The sequence below is a fragment of the Caballeronia sp. GAWG2-1 genome, from assembly GCF_023631405.1.
GTDB lineage: Bacteria > Pseudomonadota > Gammaproteobacteria > Burkholderiales > Burkholderiaceae > Caballeronia.
This window is the reverse complement of the sequence record NZ_JALQDD010000033.1, coordinates 64,168-83,572: the sequence shown is the minus strand read 5'-3', so window position 1 is coordinate 83,572 and position 19,405 is coordinate 64,168. Positions and strand designations below refer to the sequence as shown.

Here is a 19,405-nt window from a genome sequence, read left to right as displayed (position 1 = left end):
ATGCGGCGACGCGATGCAAGGCGTGCCGAACCACAGTGCATGCATGCGCCATCGCGGCGCATGCATGCACTCGCGCGCGACACGGCGGTACCGGCGAAAGCGGTTCTTGGACGAGCGTGCACGTGAGGACCAGCAGTTGTGCGCAGCCAGACAAGTTAGCGGGATTTCGGTCGCCTACGCTCGGGGCATCGCAAGTCAATCGTCATCAGCGGTCAAGAGCCGCCAGGAGCGTATCGATGCAAAGGAATCTCATGGGCCGTTTAGCTCGCGTGTGGCTCGGCGCTTTGTGCGCGTCGCTGTTCGCGTTCGCGGGGCAAGCACACGCCGCTTCGCCCGCCGAATGCAGCGCGTTGCAGGCGAAGTATCCACAGTTCAAGGGCAAGACGCTCACCAACGCGATCAATCCGCACACGCCGGGCTATGAAGCGCTCGATCCGAACGATCCGAGCAAGTACGTCGGCTTCGATATCGACTTGGGCGAGATGATCGCGCAGTGTCTCGGCTTCACGATGGCGTACAAGCCCGTCACCTTCGCCGCGTTGCTCACGACGCTGCAGAGCGGTCAGGCCGACATCGTCATCTCCGACATCTACGCAACCGAGGAACGCGCCAAAGCCGCCGATTTCATCACGTATTCGAAGGTGTTCGACGGCGTGCTCGTCGCGAAGGGCAACCCCAAGAAAATTACCGGCATCAACACGTCGATGTGCGGCACGACCGCCGCTGAAAACACCGGCTACGTGGAAGTGCCGCTGGTTCAGGCGCTCGCGCCGCAATGCAAGGCGGCAGGCAAGCCGGAAGCCACCGTGCAGCTTTACGACAACAACGCCAACTGCATCCAGGCCATTCTCGCCGGCCGCGCAGATACGTATATCAACGACGTGAACACGGTCGATCAGGCCGTCAAGGCGTATCCGGACAAGCTCGAAAAAGCAACGGCGGTGACCTTGCCGTATTTCGTGGGTATCGGCGTGCCGAAAGACAAGCCTGATTTCCGCGATGCCGTGATGGCCGCGCTCGTCGCCATTCAGAAGAGCGGCGCGCAGTCGGACTTGCTCAAGAAGTGGGGCCTCGGCGTGGAGAACCTAGCCGCGCCGCAATTGATCGTCGCGAAGTAAGCACGGGAAGCATCGGCTCATGGACCTGTTCCTTCACTATCTCGGCCTGCCGTATCTTCTCGACGGCATCCGCTTCACGATCGCCGTGACCTTGCTGGGACTCGCGGGCGGCCTCGTGCTGGGACTCGTGCTCGCGGCCATGCAACTGAGCCGTATCGGGCCGCTCGCGGCGATCGCGCGCGGCTACACGGTGATCTTTCGCGGCACGCCGCTGATTCTGCAACTGGTGTTCGCCTACGATGCCTTGCCGCATATCGGCATCAAATTGAGCGCGATCGGCGCGGCGGGCCTCGCGCTCGCCGCGAACGAAGCGCCGTTCATCGCCGAGATATTCCGCTCGGGCGTGCTCGGCGTGGATCGCGGACAAACACTCGCGGGGCAGGCGCTCGGCATGACGCCGGGCGTGCTGATGCGCAGAATCATCGCGCCACAGGCGATTCGTTCGATGATCCCCGCGCTTGGCAACGAAACGGTCAGCGCACTGAAGAACTCGTCGCTGGCGTCGGTGATCTCGGTCGGCGAACTGACCTTGCGTAGCACGCAGCTTGCATCGTCTACGTTCGACTTCTTTTCGATCTTCTTCGCGTCGGGGCTTTTGTATCTGTGTCTCACGGGCGCCATCGCAGCGATTCAGTTGATGATCGAACGAGCGCTCGATCTGGATCGCGCGAGCACGGGCGGCGGTTTCTGGGGACGACGCAAACCCGCGCCCGCACCGAAACCCGCGAGTCCCGGCGACTTGCCGCCCGTCTTCGCGCCGATCACGGCTGCCGAACGCGCGCGCCGCTACGACACGCTGGCCCGCAACGGCGTGGCCGTGCAGATCAGTGGCGTTCACAAGCGTTACGGCGAACAGGCCGTGCTGAATGGCTTCGACCTCGACATCCGCTCCGGCGAAGTCGTTGCGTTGCTCGGGCCGAGCGGTTCGGGCAAGAGCACGCTGCTTCGCTGCATCAATCATCTGGAGCAATGGAGCGAAGGCGAGATACGCGTGGGCGGCCGGCGTCTCGGCTTTCGCGATGACGGGCGGCGAATGAATCCACGCGAGCTGGCGCGAGAACGTGCGAGTCTCGGCGTCGCCATGGTGTTTCAGCAATTCAATCTGTTCAGTCATCTGACGGCGCGCGAGAACATTGCCTTGCCGCTCGTATGGGTGCACGGCGCAACGCTCGCCGATGCCAACCGTCGCGCCGATGCCTTGCTCGAACGCGTGGGCCTCGTGCATCGCGCGGATGCCTTGCCGCGTCATCTGTCGGGTGGCCAGCAACAGCGTGTGGCCATAGCGCGTGCGCTTGCGCCGAACCCGCGCGTGCTGCTGCTCGACGAGCCGACATCCGCGCTCGATCCCGAACTGGTCGGCGAAGTGCTCGAAGTGATCCGCCGTCTCGCGCTCGACGACGGCCTCACCATGATCATCTCGACGCATCAGTTGCGCTTCGCCGATGAAGTGGCCGACCGCGTGGTGTTCTTGAGCGGTGGAACGGTGGTCGAGGAAGGACCGGCGCATCAGGTGTTGACGCATCCGCATCATCCGCTGACTGCGCGCTTTCTCAACGTGATGGGCGCGGGCAGCACGCTCGAAACGGTGCATTAAAACCCTAAAGCCGAGGACGATTCAATGAAGCATTACACGCTGCCCGTTTCATCATCCACCGTGCATTGGGGATACTTCAGCAAACGGGTAGAGCCGCGTCTCACGCTGAAGTCAGGCGACCGCGCCACCATCGAAACGCTGACGCATCATGCCAACGACGACCACGAGCGCATGGTCGCGGGCGACCCCGGCGCGCAGAGCGTGTTCGAATGGACGCGCGAGCACAAGGGCGTATCGCGGCGCGGCGCTGGCCCGACAGAAGGTCCCTTCAAGCTGGGCGATGGCGAAGGCGTCGGCGTGCATCTGCTGACCGGGCCTGTCGAGATAGAAGGCGCCGAACCCGGCGATGTACTCGAAGTGCGCATCCTCGATGTACGGCCGCGCCCGAGTTGCAACGCGTGTCATGCGGGCAAATGCTTCGGCTCGAACGTGGCGGCGTCGTGGGGCTTTCAGTATCACGATCTGATCGAGGAGCCGAAGCCGCGCGAAGTCGTGACGATCTTCGAACTCGATACTTCCGGCGAGCCGTATGCGCGCGCCGTCTACAACTATGTGTGGACGCCGCAGACCGACCCGGACGGCATCGTGCATGCGACCATCGATTATCCTGGCGTGCAGGTGGATCATCGGCTGGTGAAGAAGCGCGAGAACATCCTGCCCGACATACGCGTGCCGGCGCGGCTGCATTTCGGCACCATGGGCGTGGCGCCCGCCGAAGCGGACTATGTCAGCTCGATTCCTCCGAGCTATACCGGCGGCAATATCGACGACTGGCGTATTGGCAAGGGTTCGAAGATGTATTACCCGGTGGCCGTTGCGGGCGCGCTGTTTTCAGTCGGCGATCCGCACGCGGCGCAGGGCGACAGCGAACTCGGCGGCACGGCCATTGAAACGTCGCTCACGGGTGACTTCGAATTCATCCTGCACAAGCAGGCGGATCTCGAAGGCACGTTGCTCGAAGGATTGACGCATCCGCTGCTCGAAACGGATCAGCAATGGTCCGTGTATGGCTTCACGTTTCCGAACTATCTCGCCGAACTCGGCGCCAACGCGCAACTCGAAGTCGCGCAACACGCGAGCCTCGACCGTGCCATGCGCGATGCCTTTCGCAAACTGCGGCGCTTCTTGATGACGGTTCATGGACTGAGCGAAGACGAGGCCATCGCGCTCATGTCCGTGGCGGCGGATTTCGGCGTGACGCAGGTTGTCGATGCGAACTGGGGCGTGCATGGCTCCATCCGCAAAGACGTGTTTGCAAACTACAAAAAGCGCTGAGTATTCCGCGTTTTTGAATCGCGATGTGTAGATTGAATGGACGGATACACTGAGATACATCGCTCCTGATCGGCTGGGATATAAAACCGTCGAGGCCACTCTTCAAGTGGACCCACGAAAATTCCCGAACCAATCGATAAGGAGGTCTGGTCATGTCAGAACCCGTCAATCAACGGCGTCGTCTTATGCTTGGGACGACGCTTGCAAGCGTCGCCCTTGCGGACTTCGGCTTCAGCACGTTCGCGAAGGCGCAATCGTCCACTGTCAAAGCGACGAGCGCGGGCGCATCGTTTGGCCCGATCAGGCAGATCGATGCGGGCAAGCTCAACGTCGGCTATGCGGAACTCGGGCCCGCCAATGGCACGGTCGTGTTTCTGCTGCATGGCTGGCCTTACGACATCCACAGCTATGCCGAGGTTGCGCCTATTCTGGCCGCGGCCGGTTATCGCGTGATCGTGCCGTATCTGCGTGGCTATGGCTCCACGCGCTTCCTTTCCGCCGATACCGTGCGCAACGGTCAACAGGTCGTGACAGCGGTGGATATCGTCGCGCTCATGGATGCGCTCAAGATCGAGCAGGCCATCTTCGGTGGTTACGACTGGGGTGCGCGCACGGCAGATTGCATCGCTGCATTGTGGCCGGAGCGCGTGAAGGCGCTGGTGTCGGTGAGCGGGTATCTCATCGGCAGTCAGGAGGCGAACAAAAAGCCGCTGCCGCCCAAGGCGGAGTTCCAGTGGTGGTATCAGTACTATTTCTCGACGGAGCGTGGCGCGCTGGGTTATGCGGCCAATCGCGATGCCTTCAACAAGCTGATCTGGCAGCTTGCGTCACCGAAGTGGAATTTCGACGATGCCACGTACGAACGCTCGGCCGCATCGTTCCAGAACCCGGACCATGTCGCGGTGGTCATTCATAACTATCGCTGGCGGCTCGGGCTTGTACAGGGAGAAGCGCAATACGACGCGCTCGAACAGCGTCTTGCGGCAGGACCGACCATCTCCGTGCCCACCATCACGTTGGAAGGCGATGCCAACGGCGCGCCGCATCCCGAACCTGCTGCGTATGCGAAGAAGTTCACGGGCAAGTATGTGCATCGCACGCTGGGCGGGGGTGTCGGACACAACTTTCCGCAGGAAGCGCCGAGGGAGTTTGCTGATGCGATGTTGCAGGTGACGAAGTTGTGAGACGAGTGTTGCCTGTTATGGCGCGCGTGCGAGGATCGCGTTAGGAAGTCACATGACCGCCGTCGGTGGAAGCTTTGACGGCGGCCTTCTTTGGGCGCGTGACTGACTGCAGCCTCGGTAAAGATGTGGCCGATGTATCAGCGAGAAAGCCCTTTGGGTCATCAGAAAACTCCTAAAAATAGAATACTGCATCGATATCCGAATGGCTTGTTAAGTCGATGAATCTGCAGAAATTCTTATAGTCGAGCATCGCATTGCGGAGAGATTGGCTGCGCACGAGCAGCGATTTTTTCGGCAACAATTCCTTACTGGCCTGAATTGAGTTCGACTAGCAATTCGTCGATCTCATGGCAAAGAACTACGCAGTGCGATCAGGATGCCGAAACGCTGGATCGAAATTTCGCGCGCATCAAAAGAGATTCATAGGAGATGTATTTAGATGTCGATGGTATTGCCAAGTCAGGCCTATACGCTACAACTCAAGCCGCAGTCCTTTCCCGTCTCCGTGCTTAGATTTTCCGGCAAAGCGAGCGTCAGTGAGCTCTATGAATATCAAATAGATTTCACGAGCCCGGTCGCCGATATTCCAATAGACCAAGTCGTCGGCCGACCAGCGACATTTACCATCGATCCTGTTGATCCCGATCAAGGGTATCTGCAAAGAATGTTCGGTGAGCGCTGGAAGGACTTTAGCAAGATGCCGAAGTCGTACGTCACGCACGGGATGATCTGCCGCTTTGAGCAACTCGGAATGTCCGCCGACGAGACGCGTTACCGCGTCGTGCTCGTACCCAGGATCGCGGATCTCGCCCGCGCCCGCAAAAGCAGGCTGTTCCAGATGCAATCCGTCGTGGAAATCATCACCGATACATTGCGCCACTACGGCTATCGCTTTGGCGTGGATTTCGATTTTATGAAGCTTCGCGGCAAATACAAGCGCCGCGAGTACGTGACTCAATATCACGAGACGACGTTCGCCTTCATTCAGCGACTTTGCGCAGAGGAAGGGCTGTGGTTTCGCTTCGAGCAGAAGTCCAATGGTACCGCCATGATTTTCGGCGACGATCTCGATGCCTACGCGCGCAAACAGCGCGTCGTTCCTTATCGTCTTCATTCCGGTTTGGAAAGCGCGGGTGCTGAATCGCTTCGTTCGCTCAAAACGATCACCCGGCGCGTGCCCGAAGCAATTCAGCTCGACGATTACAACCATCGGCAAGCGGATGTCTCATTGCTAGTCGAGTCCAATGCCGCGCCTGCCGATAAAACCACTGATGGAGTGGACAACCATTGGGGCGAACACTACGAGACGCAAGAAGAAGGCAAGACGATTGCGCTGATTCGTCATGAGGCGCATCTGGCGGAGCAGATCAGCTATTCAGGTCGAGGCAATCCGTTCTCCCTCGAGGCAGGTGAGGTAATGCGTCTGGACGTGAATCCGAAGGACGCGCCGCATGGTCTCTTTGTCACGTCGGTACGCTGCGGAGGTGGACGCGGTACGTCGTATTGGTGCGCTTTCCGGGCGATTCCCGCGGATCGGAGATGGCGCACGAGCATCGACAAGATCGAGCGACCGAAGATCGCAGGAACTCTTCCCGCGCGGATAGATTCTCCAGGCAAGTACAAGTACAGCTATCTCACGGAGAAGGGCCTGTACGTCACGAAGATGCCGTTCGATTTGGACGAGTGGAGTCCGGGTGGACGCAGTCGCCCTATCCGGATGGCACGGCCGTATGCGGGACCTAACTACGGTCATCACATGCCGCTGATCGACGGAACCGAGGTGGCGCTGGTTTTTACGGCACAAGATCCAAACAGACCAATCATCGTAGGCGCGTTGCATGACAGCCTCAATCCGGACCTCGTCAATAACCTCAATCACACGCGAAATATTATCCGCTCGGCTGCGGAGAACGAGTTGCGCATGGAGGACAAGGCGGGGGTCGAGCATATCCACCTGACCACGCCGTATCAGACCAGCGAGCTCAATCTCGGGCATATGGTCGACGAAGGGCGCAAGGAGCGCGGTCGCGGCGCAGAGTTACGCTCGGATGAGCATATAGCGGTGAGAGGCGGAAAGGGTCTGCTGCTGACGGCCGAAATGCGAAGGAAAGCTACGGGCGCGCAACTCGACATGGCTGCGGCGCAAGAGCAGTTGAAGCGCGCGATCGAGCGCATCGAGTTGCTGAACCAGGCTGTGCAGTCGGCCGAAGCCGTAGTCGCTGACCTGCAGAAGCAGAAAGCGCTCTTTAGCGACGCACTCGACGGGCTCAAACAGTCCGTCGTGCTCATGAGCGGCCCTTCGGGCATCGGGATCACGTCGGGTGAACACCTGCAGTTGAATGCAGACCAAAACTTGATTGCTACTGCCGGTGGCAACGCCGATATTGGCGTAATGCGCAATTTCACGGTGGCAGCAGGTCGCCAGGTGTCACTCTTTGCGCAGTCTCAGGGCATGCGGCTGACCGCTGCCAAGCAGGACATCGTGGTTCATGCACGCACAGGCGGCATGGAGCTGTCCGCGTCGAAGGACATGCACTTCAACAGCATCGACGGCGCTGTTACGGCACAGTCGAAAGGCGCGCTCACGCTCACGAGCGGCGGAGCTTATATCAAGATTGAAGGCGGCAACATCGAACTGGGCGCACCAGGCAGCATTCTGCTCAAGTGCGGCAGCTTCAACTGGTCAGGCCCCGGCAATCTGTCGCTCCCCATGCCCGAAATGCCGATTGGCCCGTGCAAGCAGTGTCTGATGGATGCGCACCGCGGCGTCGAAGCAATGACCGAGGTGGCGTGATGGAAACAAGATCGCGACACCTTCCGCGCAAGATGCCGATATGGATTGGGAGCAATGGCGACATCGGCTGCTGGCTCAATTCGATTCGTTCATGCACGAGCAATCCGTCAATCTATATCTGCTCGTGGATACTCGTGGCAGCCCGGGAATCGACAAGCTATTGCCGAAAGTAAAAGGCCTCGCTTGGACTTCGCTTTGGCATGGTTCCGTGCTCGACTCCTATACGGATATCGCACCGTATTTGATTCATGTCGAACGCCTGGCGCTTGACGAGCCGCAAGAGCTGGCGGGCCGACTTGCTCGACGCATCTGGATGGAAGGCGCCTCGGGATTCATGCTCACCTGGATCTGGTCACCTCTTTCGTTGACAGAGCTGGATGAGCATTTGAAACACTACACGCGTTACGCGATACCCGACAAGCGCGAGTACTTTCTGCACTTTTACGACAACCGCATTCTCGCGCGTATTCGAAGCGTCTGGACCGACGAGCAGGCATATTGTTTTATCGCGCCCTGCAGGGAAATCTGGTTTCGAGATCGCGATCAAGGCGAGATCGTCTGGCGGAGCGATGGGGCTTCGAAGCCAGCGCGAGCGGATGCGCCATTACTTCTGTCGTCGGATCAGCACGCGCGATTATTTGCGCTTGGCCATGCGGACAAACTCGCGATGCAATTGCGCGAAATGTATGGCGTGAGGCTCGACGAGAAGAGCGATTTCGCGCTGTACCTGCTTGTCACCGAGCAACTCGAACGAGCCAGCCGCTATCGTCTAAGAGAGAAAGACGACTTCCTGAATTACGTCTCGAAGGGCATCGTGCTTTCGCCTCGTTTCGACGAGCATCCGGTGATTCAGGAGCGTCTGCAACGAGCGCGAAACGGCGAGATATCGTATCGGGAGGCTTTGAGCGGACTTACTCGTGACGTGATTAAACAGGCGGCGGAGAGTTGAGCGGTTACGGGTTTGCCGTATGGATTCCGTGACTTGTGTTCTTGATACGTGCTTGCCATCGCGACGCACACTGAATTGATGAGATAAGCCAATGGGCTACAAACGAATGAACCTATCAAGGTTGTTCTGGCATTTCCTTTTTTCGGCCCTGGCAACCGTCTTTCTTGCGGGCTGCGACTTTTTTTCTTCTGAGCCAGTGTATGGCGGGTTGAGCGCGGAGGGTATGAATTACACGCCGTACAACCTGACGGAGTTTGTGGTCCGTGACAAATACGGGAATCGAGCCAGTGGAGGCGGGGATCTGCCGCCAGGGTCAGGCGAAGGAAGAATAAGCTGCTGCTACAAGCTAAAGGGAACGGAGTTCACGGTCGAGTGGCAAGTCTATGACGCGGACGAGGCCGTAAAGGACCTGTACGCACCGATAAAAGAGATCAAAAAAGTAACAACGGTTCATCTTGATCCTGTGAAGAGGTCTGACCGAGCCGGCAACGACGTCTTGGCTGTGCACTTCTATCCAGACGACCATGTCGAATTCGAGTTTCGCAATGACTTTAGCGGCTCTAGATTTGACTATGCTGAAGTACATCATTGGTTTAAAACGAAGTACGGCAAGGCTGCAAACCCAGACGATCTTGACTGGGCTGCCGCCTACCGTCGAACCACGCGTGTGGCTGTTCAAGGCTGGCTGAAATACCGCTTCACCGACTCGGTCGATCTTGAGCAGTACGTGTACTACACGTTGCTTGTCAATCCGAAGTTTGACGAACACCCGGCGGTGCAGCGCATCGTCATGGAGTCGAAGGGCAAGCCCGGAGCGTTTGGTCTTGCAATGCAGAAGCTGCCTGTAGATGTTGTGCGCGAGATTAAGAGCAACAAGTTTATCCATGCCGCAGGTGGAAGTAAGAATGGCTAATACGAACAAAACCGATCCCGCAGATCGCACGCCTCTTGAAGTGCTGGACGCGATTGGCGCCAACACGAAGGCTTATCCTTCCGATGACTGCATCCCATGCGGTGCGGTAATTCATATCGGCTTCTTTTTTGATGGATTTGGTCGACACCGTGACCATGATGACCCATCGACGTCCCGATATTCCAATATCTGCCGACTTTGGGAGGCGTACCGCGATAACAAAGATGAACGCAAAAAAGACCTGCCGAATCAGTTCTGGTATCCGCTCTACTACTCCGGCCTGGGCACGGACCTCAACAAAGAGGCCAGAAATGGCGAAATCGTATCCGCGCTGACGAGCAAGGTCTTGAGTGCGGCTCAAGGTCAGGTTTCGAACGCAAAGAAGATTGGCGAGAAAATCACCGGTATCGACCGTCTCCAGCTCGATCCGAAGAGCGCCATTACCGACGGATTCAAAAAGGGTTTGGAGGAGCATTCCTATCGCCCTGTCGTGGATGCATACGATGGACTCGTCAAAGAGGCGAAGGCGTTGCGTACCAATGCCGGACGCGTCTTGCGCTTCTTCAGGACCGGCGCCGTGCTCGACCGTGGCCGCGCGGCCGGGCGCATCCTCGCCAAGGACGCGATGAAAAGCGGCCGTCAGATCCTTTTCGATCTCAGGAAGAATCCGTTGAAGGTTGGCTGGGCAGTGGCGGGCGAGCTGTTCAAATGTTCGTTCGACGTGGTTCCTATTCTCAGGGACAACTCAGTGGTCGCGCGGCTTTTGGGCACCGGGGTCGAGCCACGCCTTCAGGCGGCCAAGACCCAGTTTGAGAAAGCGATTGAGGACGCGAGGGCAAGGATGCCCAAAGTCCAGCACGTCAAGGTGTCTGTGTTCGGCGCGGATCGCGGTTGCGTTCTTGCGAGGGCCTTGCTGAATGACCTGAGCGCGACATACAAACATCCGAGCGAAGCCATACTGGAATACAAGGTTCCAAAGGACCCGAACGGCGCCACCATTCCTATCGAGATCGTGTTCGTCGGTTTGCTCGACGCGGTGTCGTCGTTGGTCCAGGAGAATGCGCTGATCAGCATGGTGCCCTTGATCGGGGCAATCAAACAGAATTACGGCGACCAAATGCTTGGCGTGCCGCAGGCAGTTCAGCGCTGCGTTCACTTTGCCGCCGCGCACGAACTACGCTTCTATCAACGGCTCGACAGCCTGGAAAATACGCGCGGCCTGCAATATCTTTATCCCGGCACGAGCGAAGACATTACTGGCGGCGCACCGCCGGGATCGCTCGGCGCGCGCGCGGAGCTTCAGCGAGTCGTCCTGCGCGACATGCTGAACGAAGCGCTTATAAATGGCGCAGCGATGGACACGATGGAAAATCTCCAGCACTTCAAGGGGAAGACATTCCAAAAATTCACCTTGGCAAACCCCATCACTGATGGCCAGAACACGTACAAGATCTGGGAACTGATGAAGGCCTACCGTGAGATGGTGCCCTACGTCGCGCGTCTGAATTTTGTCGATCACATGCAGGTCTTTTTACGCTGGATGGCGGTTCGCTATACGTCGTCCGAATTTCGTGCCACCGTCACCAACCAGTTCGACGCGCTGGCTGCAAAGCATGAAGCCATTCTGAAAGAACGCAACGACGCGACTGCTGCCTATCTCGCCTTGCGCAAGCAATTTCCGGTGCCGGATTCGATCACCTTAGGCAAGGCGCAGAACCGCATGGAGGCGGCAAGGAGCGCTGAAATGGAGGCGTTGCGCGACGCCAGCGCCGAGAAAGCGAGACCGTCGGTCGGTGTGTGGGAGCGTATCCAGGCGGAGTCGACGGACATGATCCAACGCGACACCGCTTTGGCCGGCATGCGCCGCGCGGTGAATCAAGCGCGCACCGGTGTACAGATCGGCGAACAGCCTTATGACGCGGACCCGGAGTTTGGCGCATCGATCATCGAGGAACACATGGACGCGATGATCAGCGCCGAGCAGCAAAGCCTGGTTCAGGCGTGGAAGATGGGGCTGTCGGGCAAGAACCCGCTTCCGCCCAAGGTCATGGTGCTGTTCGATCTTCTCGTGCACGACACCATGCTCACGAGCTGGCAGGACCATGTGCTGTCTTCCTCGCTTTATTTCCGGTTGCGCGGAGTCGATGCGTTCGGCTCGACCGACTACGAGGCCGAGGAGAAAGCGCGCAAGCGTACGGAAGAGAACGCGAGCCGCGCGTCGCAGATCAACCGTGGCATGAACCCCGCGCCGCGACCTCCCGCCCGTATTTGAACGTGGCGGTCATGGCCATGTGTTGCGTAAGCCATGACCGCTTGATTATTTCCTCCTCGGACCAGACATGCCAGGAATTATTCGCATAGGCGACCGCCATACCGGCGACGGCGCCGTCACGCAAGGTTCAGCAACCTGCGTTTTCATGGGACGCGCGGTTGCGCGCCTGCACGATCGTGTCACGTGTCCCCGCCACGGTGACAACCGTATTGCTTCGGCAACCTCAGGGGCTTTCGATAACGGTTTGGAGATCGCGCAACACAACGACCGCTGCGAATGCGGTTGTCGTCTGATCTCGTCACTTCCAAATAGCGGCAAAAGCTAAGCATGGCGCTGGACCTGGATAACCTTCCACCGGAACGCGCCGAACCTGACGAGCCGCCATCGAGGTTAGTCTGGACGGTGGTCTTCTTCGTCCTGGCTATCGCCGGAATCTTTGGCGTGATGGCGTTGTGGCCGCGCGCAGAACCAATGCAGACGCCCTTGTTCTGGACTTGCCTTGTGCTGTATCCAACGGGCCTCGCCGCGTTTGTCGTTTCACGTCGGTTCAGCATTCACGAGAGGCAGTGTCTCGATGCGCGGGACTGGAATGAGGCACGAAAGCGGTACAACGAGAAGTTGTTCGCACGCGAAAGCATTCCGATGGCCGTGCTCGCCACGGCCATCCGCGTAACGGATGACGAGACAGCGAAACTCGTGACAAAAATAGAAGAAAACGCGTTGACACTCGAGGCTCAGGCATCGGAGCTCATGGAGGACGCATCGGTAACGGCGCGGTGGCTCCAACCAGACGACGCGCTCTTTGCCGTCGACGATAAGGAGCGCCACGGCCTGCTGTTGTCCTGGCTCTTCGACCAACTTATCGGCGAACTTGCGGACCGCCTCGGGTCGCTTCCGGATGATTTTCCGCTGCGCGTCCTTCTCGATATCGGGGGCTATATCGGGGAGGCAGACGCAAAAACGACCTGGGAAGGCATATGGGCGCGTCATGAGTTGCGTCAGGCGGAAACGACGTACACGCTAGTGCCCGTTGATCTGATGACGGTCGATCAATGGCTCGACGATACGAGTGGCGCCTTGCATCTCTACGCGGTCCTGCTGATTTCGGTATCGCTTCAGAGCATGTTGGATGGAGCGCCCAACGCAGGCGAGGCCGAGGCGGGCGTCGCGCTTCTCGTGGCCTCGCATGGATTAGCGGCCGAGCATCGACTCATGCCCGTCGCGCACATGCATCGCCCGTTGAATTCGGCGCGGACCCATCTCGACAGCGCGCTCACACATGCGCTGCAATGGGCAAAAGCCGACGCGCCGTCGTTGGAGTCGGTCTGGATGACCGGATTCGACGGCGAATCGGTCGGGCCTTTGCACTCATCCCTGAGCCACGTTGGCGTGCGTGAGGCAGGCGAAGATCCGCTGACGGAATTCAATCTCGACGGCACGGTGGGACGAGCGGGGAGATCGGCCGACTGGCTCGCCGTAGCGTGCGGGGCGAACAGAGCGGACCGGTTGAGCGCGCCGCAACTCGTCGCCCGTAGCGCCGGCGAACACTTTCACATGGCTGTGGTGCAAAACAGCCGTAATAAGCAGAAAGACGAATGACTCGTAAATTCAAGCTAGACTTTTTAGCCACGCTATCCCTCGTGATCTTGCCCGGCATGCTGGTCTGGGTACGGCCTCAGTGGGTCGGGATCTCAGCTGACAGTCGTGGAGCTGTCATAGCAGCACTGTGCGCTATTTTCATCGTGCTATGGCTCGTGCTCAGTTATAGCGAAGCGTCGCGTGCGGCCGTGGCTTATCGCGCGGTGAAAGACTGGATGCTCAAACACGGCGGTGCGTCCGATGACGTCGCGCAGGGGGCCACGAAGCCAGACGTTGGTGATTTCAGCGATCTCAGGCAATGGCTAGTCGAGCAGCACGGCTGGCGCTGGCGTTGGCGCGAGCGTTGGATCCTGGTTGTCGGCGACAGCGAAGTAGTTCGGCGCGTGGCGCCTACGCTCTTCAAGTTCGGGTATGCCAGCGCGGGAGGCGCGGTTCTTCTTTACGCAAAGCAGACAGACAGTGCCCCAGATGTGCAGCATCTCGCCGCGTTGCGCCGATTGCGCCGCCGCCGTCCAGTGGACGCGGTCGTTGCACTGACCGTCGCCCGTGCGACGGGCCACGATATGTTCGATGTTCAAAGCGTCTCGCAAGCGCTGGCACGTGTCGCGCGCGTGCTTCGCTGGTCTGCTCCGGTGTATTTGCTGAATGCGGAGCCATTGCAGGCGAGTCCGTCTCATACAGATGAGCCGCCGGTCGGGCTTACCTGGTCGCACTCGCGTATGGTTTCCGATTTCGTCGGCTCGGCACTACATGACCTCACCGGCGAATTGGCAAACGCCGGGGTGATGCGTCTGTCGAAGAACCCTGCAGATCGATATCTGGCGGAATTGTCGCAGCACATAAGCACAGCACGGGAATCGCTGAAGCATCTCGTGACAGGCGCTTCACGGTCGCACGATGCTATTCGCGGGCTTTTCTTCACACCGCTGGACATACCCGCGGGACCGACAGAGTATCCGCGCGAGGCCGCGCGCCACCACGCCGGTGTGCCCGAAGCGTCGAATCGAACGCTATGGCAAACCATCGCGAACCACAGTCGCAAAGCTTACGGCAGGCGCGTGGGCCTCTCGTCGTCGAGTGTGGCCGCATATCTCATAAGCGCTGTCGCCGTACTATGGTTTATCGGCTCGATTATTTCCGGCATGTCGAACCGCGCAACCATGCGGGACGTTGCATCGACGTTGAGCAAGGTTTCTTCGCCGCACGACCAGACGCAGGCCTTGCTCGCCCTGGATGCTCTTGACAAGCAACTCGACACGCTTGAAATACACCGCCAGCTGGGCGCTCCGTGGCTCGCTCGTTTCGGTCTGAACCGTGACGCCGCTCTTTATGAAGCGCTTTCCCCGGTTTATCAAAGCGTCGCCTCGCGCGTACTGATCGATCCGATCAAGGCAAGACTCGAATCTCGCCTTCAGCAACTCGCTTCCCTGTCCGATGCCGAAATCGCCAGCGGTGGCAACACACAGGTCCAGGCCGCGTACGACACGCTCAAGGCGTATTTAATGCTCGCCCATCCCGAGCATGCCGACGCGTCGTTTATCGCCACACAGTTGCTGACGACGAATGCGCCAGCGCGTCCGCAGACTGCGTCAGTGACGGCGGGCACTTGGGAAGACTTGCGCCAACAGGCCGTCTGGTTTTACGCGAGGCACCTTAAGCGCGGATCGGCGTCAGCCATCGCGCCTGACATCACGCTTGTCGCGGCGACGCGGCAGACGATCATCGGCGTGCGCGGCATCCAGAATTCGACAGACGCGATCTATCAGCAGATCATCGACGAGACGAAACCGAAATATCCGCCGATGACGTTGGCAACCTTGCTCGGCGATCACCCAAGCCGAGGCTTGTTCAACACGAGCGCGACTGTTCCGGGCGTTTTTACGCGTGCCGCGTGGGACGAACGCATCCCAAAGGCGATCGATGAGGCGAGCGAACAGCGCGCGGTGACGGGCGACTGGGTGCTGTCTGACGCGAAACTTGATAACACCGCGCCGTCAACGCTCAAAACCGAACTCCGTCAACGTTACTTCGATGACTACGCGCGCGCGTGGCAGCAGTTTTTGAACAGCATTCGCTGGCAAAACGCTTCGTCGTTATCTGGCACGGTCGATCAATTGACGCTGCTCGGCGACCCGCAACGCTCGCCGCTGGTCGCACTGATGAACGCTCTCGTTTTTCAGGCAAGTGCGGACGCATCGACGCAATCAATATCGGACGCTCTGATTTCGAAGGCGCAACATCTTGTAGGCAAGGACGAAAAGGACCCGTCCAAGCAGATGCAGCCATCAATTTTGCCGCTGGCAAGCGCGTTCGGTCCTATTCTGCGTCTGACTGGCAGCGAGCTCGCAAGCAACGCACCCGCCAACACCAGAACCACGCTGCAACTCGTGAGCGATCTGAGCTTGGCTCGCTATCTTGAGCGTGTCACCGCAGTGCGTCTGAAGACGCAACAAATGATGGCCAGTCCCGACCCCGACGGCATGTCGCGCGTCGCCGCTCAAGCCGTGCTACAGGGTAGAACGTCCGATATCGCCGATAGTCGCGATTATGCGAGCCGTCTCTCTGCGAGCTTGGGCGAACAATGGTCGGGTTTCGGCCGGCTTTTCGAAGCCCCGCTTGACCAGACGTGGCAAGTGGTCGTGCAACCGGCATCGTCCAGTCTGAACGAAGTCTGGCGCACATCCATCCTTGCTGACTGGAATCACAGCTTCGGCGGCCGCTATCCGTTTGCGGACTCCGACAACGATGCATCGCTGCCCGATATGGCGCACTTCATGCGCATGGACAACGGCGTGATAGCGCAGTTCGTCACGACGCAGCTTGCGGGCGTGATCGAACGTCAGGGCGACCACTGGGTCGCCACGCAAGGCGTGAATCAAGGCACGCTCATGCTTGATCCGGCGTTTCTCGTCGCGCTCAACAAGCTCTCGCGCGTAGCAAGGGTCGTGTTTCCCTCTGGCGATGCGCGGGCGCGGTATGAACTACGCGGCGTGCCGACGCCGGGCATCACTGATTTGACGCTGGTGACATCGGGTCAACAGTTGCACTACTTCAATCAGATGGAGCAATGGGAGCCGTTCGAATGGCCGGGGCAAGCCCTGGACAACACCGCACAACTTCAATGGCAAACGGAGGCGGGCGGTTTGCGCTCGACCATGTACGCACAAGGGCGTTTCGCGCTGATTCGTCTGCTCGAACGTGCGAAGGTCTCGCAACAAGATAACGCGCGTTATCTGCTCTCGTGGACGCCGGATCAGAGTCTTACGCCGCCGCTGTCGGTTCAACTTCGCGCGGAGACGGGCGCTGGACCGCTGGATGTGCTTGTGCTACGGCACTTCGCCCTGCCTGAGCGCATCTTCATGTCAGGCGCGGCGAAGCAAGCATCTGTATCGCCGGGGCGGACGCCACCACCGTTGCCGCCCGGCGCGCTTGCCGCCGCGCAGAAGATCGGCGTCGCGTTGCCGGACAAAGAATGACGACTTCGCTGGGGTCAGGTCACGAAGCGTAAGAAGACTTCAGCATGCATGGATCACACGGCGATCACGACTTCGGCGCGTTACCCGCTGCCTCTTGCTTACGCATCGGCATGCCGTCGATGGTCGTGAACAATTCGCGCGATGCAATCGGCTCGCGCGATTCGAGCTTCACGCCGCCGTCCTTGCCAACGAGCACCGCGCGAAACGCGCCGGGTTTGACGCCGTATCGTCGACGCAATGCATCGGCGGAATCGCTTGCGCCTTGCACGTCGTTGCCGATTACTTCGATCACTTGCAGGTCGCGTTGCGTGTAGCCATCGCTCGCATCCTGAACCGATGCGCGTTGCTTCGCGAGTGCGGCGGAACTGACGTCATCGGCGAAAACGACGAGCAGACGCTTATGCCATGTGTACTGTTCGATGGAAGATATTGCAGCGCTTCCGGCTGCTTGCGAGGTATTGGTCACGCCCAAGAGCAGGCTTGCAGCTACGGTTGCGGGAATGAGATAGCGGTTCATTGGCGGCTTCCTGTGCGGTTTATTTTTGTGCACGCAGGAAGCGCGCCAACGACGTTACAGCCTTTCAAGCGTGCGCAAGCACTTGGCCAGAAATCTACTTAACCGCGAGCTTGTCCTGCGTCTTCGTTTCAAAGTCGCCAGCATCATGCCGCTCATGCAACTGGCTCGAAAGCTCGCCGAAGGTCCGGTTTACCATGCGGCCGCGTTGCACGGCGGGACGCGCACCGATCGCATCGGCCCAACGTCGCACATGCTCGTATTCATGCACGGCGAGAAACTCGGCGGCACTGTAAATCCAGCCATTCACGAGACCGCCGTACCACGGAAAGATGGCGATATCGGCGATGGTGTATTCGTCGCCCGCAATGTACCGGCTCTGCGCAAGCCTCCGGTCGAGCACGTCGAGCTGACGCTTCACTTCCATGGCGAAGCGGTTGATCGGATACTCCATCTTGCTCGGCGCATAAGCATAGAAGTGACCGAAGCCGCCGCCAAGATACGGCGCGCTGCCCATCTGCCAGAAAAGCCACGAGAGACACTCGGCGCGTTCCGCCGCGCTGGTCGGCACGAATGCGCCAAACTTGTCCGCGAGATACAGGAGGATGGCGCCGGATTCGAACACGCGCACGGGCTTGGGGCCGCTGTGGTCGATCAGCGCGGGTATCTTCGAATTGGGATTGGCTTGGACGAAGCCGCTGCCGAACTGGTCGCCGTCGCCGATCTTGATGAGCCAGGCATCGTATTCCGCGCCACTGTGACCCGCGGCGAGCAGTTCCTCCAGCATCGCCGTGACCTTGACGCCGTTGGGCGTGGCAAGCGAATAAAGCTGCAGCGGATGCTTGCCGACCGGTAGATCCTTTTCATGCGTCGGCCCCGCGATTGGACGGTTGATGCTTGCAAACTGCCCGCCGCTTTCCTTGTCCCAGGTCCAGACCTTGGGCGGTACGTATTCGGGTGAATCGCTCATGCTGCAGCCTCCTTCGCGTCAGGTTTTCAATGTCGCCCGAGGTTAGCAGGTCGGGTAAAAACCTGCTCGACACGAAGGAGGCTCGGCCGTTCAAGCGTGCAAGAAGCGGTGCGCCTGCAGCGCTTTCCAGTACGTGATGAAGCGTCCCGCGAACATCCCGGCGACGACGCCGGACACGAGTGCGTCGATGGATGCATAGGTTCCGAGGAGCGCCGCATCCGTCACCGTTGCCATCTCGAATCCGAGCCAGAACTTGGCGGCGAAGATGGCGAGGATCAGCAAGAGCGGCACGACCGAACCCGGCAGCGTGACGGTGCGCGCCACCATATCGACGGAAAAGCGCGTGCGCGTCGCGTTGAACACGCCCGCCGCGATGCCCGCAAAAATCCCGACGATCCATGCGCTCACCGCAAAGAGGCTCGCGTGCGGATTGTGAGCCAAATGCACGAGGCCGAAGCCCGCGAAGATCAGCGGGATGATCGCCAGCTTGGACAGCGGCGTGGTACCGCCTTTCATTGCCTTCACGCCGCGCGAAACCAGATAAGCCAGCAGCAGCCAGACCCAGACCGGCGTGCCATGAACGATCATTTGCAGTGTCATTTTCGTTTCTCCTTCAGTCGGATGATTCGTTGTCGAGCAGATGAAGGCATCGTAAAGCGGCTGAATTAGAGAAGAATGAGAGCGCGCGAGCGTTCGCGGCGCGGTCGTTTAACATGGTCGCCATCGCTCGAACGCGTCAAGGAGACC

The 19,405-nt window shown here is 59.4% G+C and carries 14 protein-coding genes; 11 read left to right on the top strand and 3 right to left on the bottom strand.

What is annotated here, in order from left to right:
• Positions 1-236 precede the first annotated feature (236 nt).
• The 11 genes from NCR98_RS23355 to NCR98_RS23300 all read left to right on the top strand — a co-directional run bounded on the left by NCR98_RS23355 (position 237) and on the right by NCR98_RS23300 (position 17,174).
• Positions 237-1,118 carry an ABC transporter substrate-binding protein gene (locus tag NCR98_RS23355; protein WP_244831832.1) on the top strand — a complete coding sequence of 294 codons (882 nt, stop codon included), beginning with the start codon at positions 237-239 and terminating at the stop codon, positions 1,116-1,118.
• Positions 1,119-1,137: 19 nt separating this feature from the next.
• A complete protein-coding gene (locus NCR98_RS33365) occupies positions 1,138-2,712 on the top strand; it encodes an amino acid ABC transporter permease/ATP-binding protein (RefSeq protein ID WP_284503553.1) in 1,575 nt (524 codons plus the stop codon).
• A gap of 24 nt (positions 2,713-2,736) precedes the next feature.
• Complete coding sequence (locus NCR98_RS23340) at positions 2,737-3,987, top strand: acetamidase/formamidase family protein (RefSeq protein WP_250527475.1); 1,251 nt, start codon at positions 2,737-2,739, stop codon at positions 3,985-3,987.
• Positions 3,988-4,139: 152 nt separating this feature from the next.
• Positions 4,140-5,171 carry an alpha/beta fold hydrolase gene (locus NCR98_RS23335; protein ID WP_250527474.1) on the top strand — a complete coding sequence of 344 codons (1,032 nt, stop codon included), beginning with the start codon at positions 4,140-4,142 and terminating at the stop codon, positions 5,169-5,171.
• A 439-nt stretch (positions 5,172-5,610) separates the two neighbouring features.
• Positions 5,611-7,965, top strand: coding sequence for a type VI secretion system Vgr family protein (locus tag NCR98_RS23330; RefSeq protein WP_250527473.1), 2,355 nt, complete (start codon positions 5,611-5,613; stop codon positions 7,963-7,965).
• A gap of 91 nt (positions 7,966-8,056) precedes the next feature.
• The gene (locus NCR98_RS23325; protein WP_250527472.1) at positions 8,057-8,914 is read left to right on the top strand and encodes a DUF4123 domain-containing protein; all 858 of its coding nucleotides are present in this window, start codon (positions 8,057-8,059) and stop codon (positions 8,912-8,914) included.
• A 91-nt stretch (positions 8,915-9,005) separates the two neighbouring features.
• A complete protein-coding gene (locus NCR98_RS23320) occupies positions 9,006-9,827 on the top strand; it encodes a DUF3304 domain-containing protein (protein WP_250527471.1) in 822 nt (273 codons plus the stop codon).
• Positions 9,820-12,099 carry a DUF2235 domain-containing protein gene (locus tag NCR98_RS23315; protein ID WP_250527470.1) on the top strand — a complete coding sequence of 760 codons (2,280 nt, stop codon included), beginning with the start codon at positions 9,820-9,822 and terminating at the stop codon, positions 12,097-12,099. Before NCR98_RS23320 ends, NCR98_RS23315 begins: the two co-directional genes overlap by 8 nt.
• Before the next feature lie 67 nt (positions 12,100-12,166).
• Positions 12,167-12,424 (top strand): PAAR domain-containing protein, encoded by a 258-nt coding sequence (locus NCR98_RS23310; protein ID WP_284503508.1) that lies wholly within the window; start codon positions 12,167-12,169, stop codon positions 12,422-12,424.
• A gap of 2 nt (positions 12,425-12,426) precedes the next feature.
• Entirely contained in the window at positions 12,427-13,698 is a 1,272-nt protein-coding gene (locus NCR98_RS23305; RefSeq protein ID WP_250527469.1) for a KPHS_23130 family T6SS system protein, read from the top strand.
• Complete coding sequence (locus NCR98_RS23300; RefSeq protein WP_250527468.1) at positions 13,695-17,174, top strand: ImcF-related family protein; 3,480 nt, start codon at positions 13,695-13,697, stop codon at positions 17,172-17,174. The genes NCR98_RS23305 and NCR98_RS23300 overlap by 4 nt, the downstream gene beginning before the upstream one ends.
• Before the next feature lie 64 nt (positions 17,175-17,238).
• On the opposite strand, the gene NCR98_RS23295 is transcribed toward NCR98_RS23300, so the two are convergent.
• The 3 genes from NCR98_RS23295 to NCR98_RS23285 form a co-directional block, all read right to left on the bottom strand.
• On the bottom strand, positions 17,239-17,691 hold the full coding sequence (locus NCR98_RS23295) for a DUF4174 domain-containing protein (protein ID WP_250527467.1): 453 nt from the start codon (positions 17,689-17,691) through the stop codon (positions 17,239-17,241).
• 94 nt (positions 17,692-17,785) lie between these two features.
• Entirely contained in the window at positions 17,786-18,658 is an 873-nt protein-coding gene (yghU, locus tag NCR98_RS23290) for a glutathione-dependent disulfide-bond oxidoreductase (RefSeq protein ID WP_250527466.1), read from the bottom strand.
• Between the two features lie 90 nt (positions 18,659-18,748).
• Entirely contained in the window at positions 18,749-19,258 is a 510-nt protein-coding gene (locus NCR98_RS23285; RefSeq protein WP_250527465.1) for a DUF6622 family protein, read from the bottom strand.
• Positions 19,259-19,405 lie beyond the last annotated feature (147 nt).

Excerpts from the sequence above, each read along its gene's own strand:
- NCR98_RS23310 (WP_284503508.1), top strand. The coding sequence starts at position 12,167 with ATGCCAGGAATTATTCGCATAGGCGACCGCCATACCGGCGACGGCGCC.
- NCR98_RS23330 (WP_250527473.1), top strand. The coding sequence starts at position 5,611 with ATGTCGATGGTATTGCCAAGTCAGGCCTATACGCTACAACTCAAGCCG.
- NCR98_RS23335 (WP_250527474.1), top strand. The coding sequence starts at position 4,140 with ATGTCAGAACCCGTCAATCAACGGCGTCGTCTTATGCTTGGGACGACG.
- NCR98_RS23355 (WP_244831832.1), top strand. The coding sequence starts at position 237 with ATGCAAAGGAATCTCATGGGCCGTTTAGCTCGCGTGTGGCTCGGCGCT.
- NCR98_RS23295 (WP_250527467.1), bottom strand. The coding sequence starts at position 17,691 with ATGAACCGCTATCTCATTCCCGCAACCGTAGCTGCAAGCCTGCTCTTG.
- NCR98_RS23305 (WP_250527469.1), top strand. The coding sequence starts at position 12,427 with ATGGCGCTGGACCTGGATAACCTTCCACCGGAACGCGCCGAACCTGAC.
- yghU (WP_250527466.1), bottom strand. The coding sequence starts at position 18,658 with ATGAGCGATTCACCCGAATACGTACCGCCCAAGGTCTGGACCTGGGAC.
- NCR98_RS23325 (WP_250527472.1), top strand. The coding sequence starts at position 8,057 with ATGCACGAGCAATCCGTCAATCTATATCTGCTCGTGGATACTCGTGGC.
- NCR98_RS23320 (WP_250527471.1), top strand. The coding sequence starts at position 9,006 with ATGGGCTACAAACGAATGAACCTATCAAGGTTGTTCTGGCATTTCCTT.
- NCR98_RS23315 (WP_250527470.1), top strand. The coding sequence starts at position 9,820 with ATGGCTAATACGAACAAAACCGATCCCGCAGATCGCACGCCTCTTGAA.
- NCR98_RS33365 (WP_284503553.1), top strand. The coding sequence starts at position 1,138 with ATGGACCTGTTCCTTCACTATCTCGGCCTGCCGTATCTTCTCGACGGC.
- NCR98_RS23285 (WP_250527465.1), bottom strand. The coding sequence starts at position 19,258 with ATGACACTGCAAATGATCGTTCATGGCACGCCGGTCTGGGTCTGGCTG.
- NCR98_RS23340 (WP_250527475.1), top strand. The coding sequence starts at position 2,737 with ATGAAGCATTACACGCTGCCCGTTTCATCATCCACCGTGCATTGGGGA.
- NCR98_RS23300 (WP_250527468.1), top strand. The coding sequence starts at position 13,695 with ATGACTCGTAAATTCAAGCTAGACTTTTTAGCCACGCTATCCCTCGTG.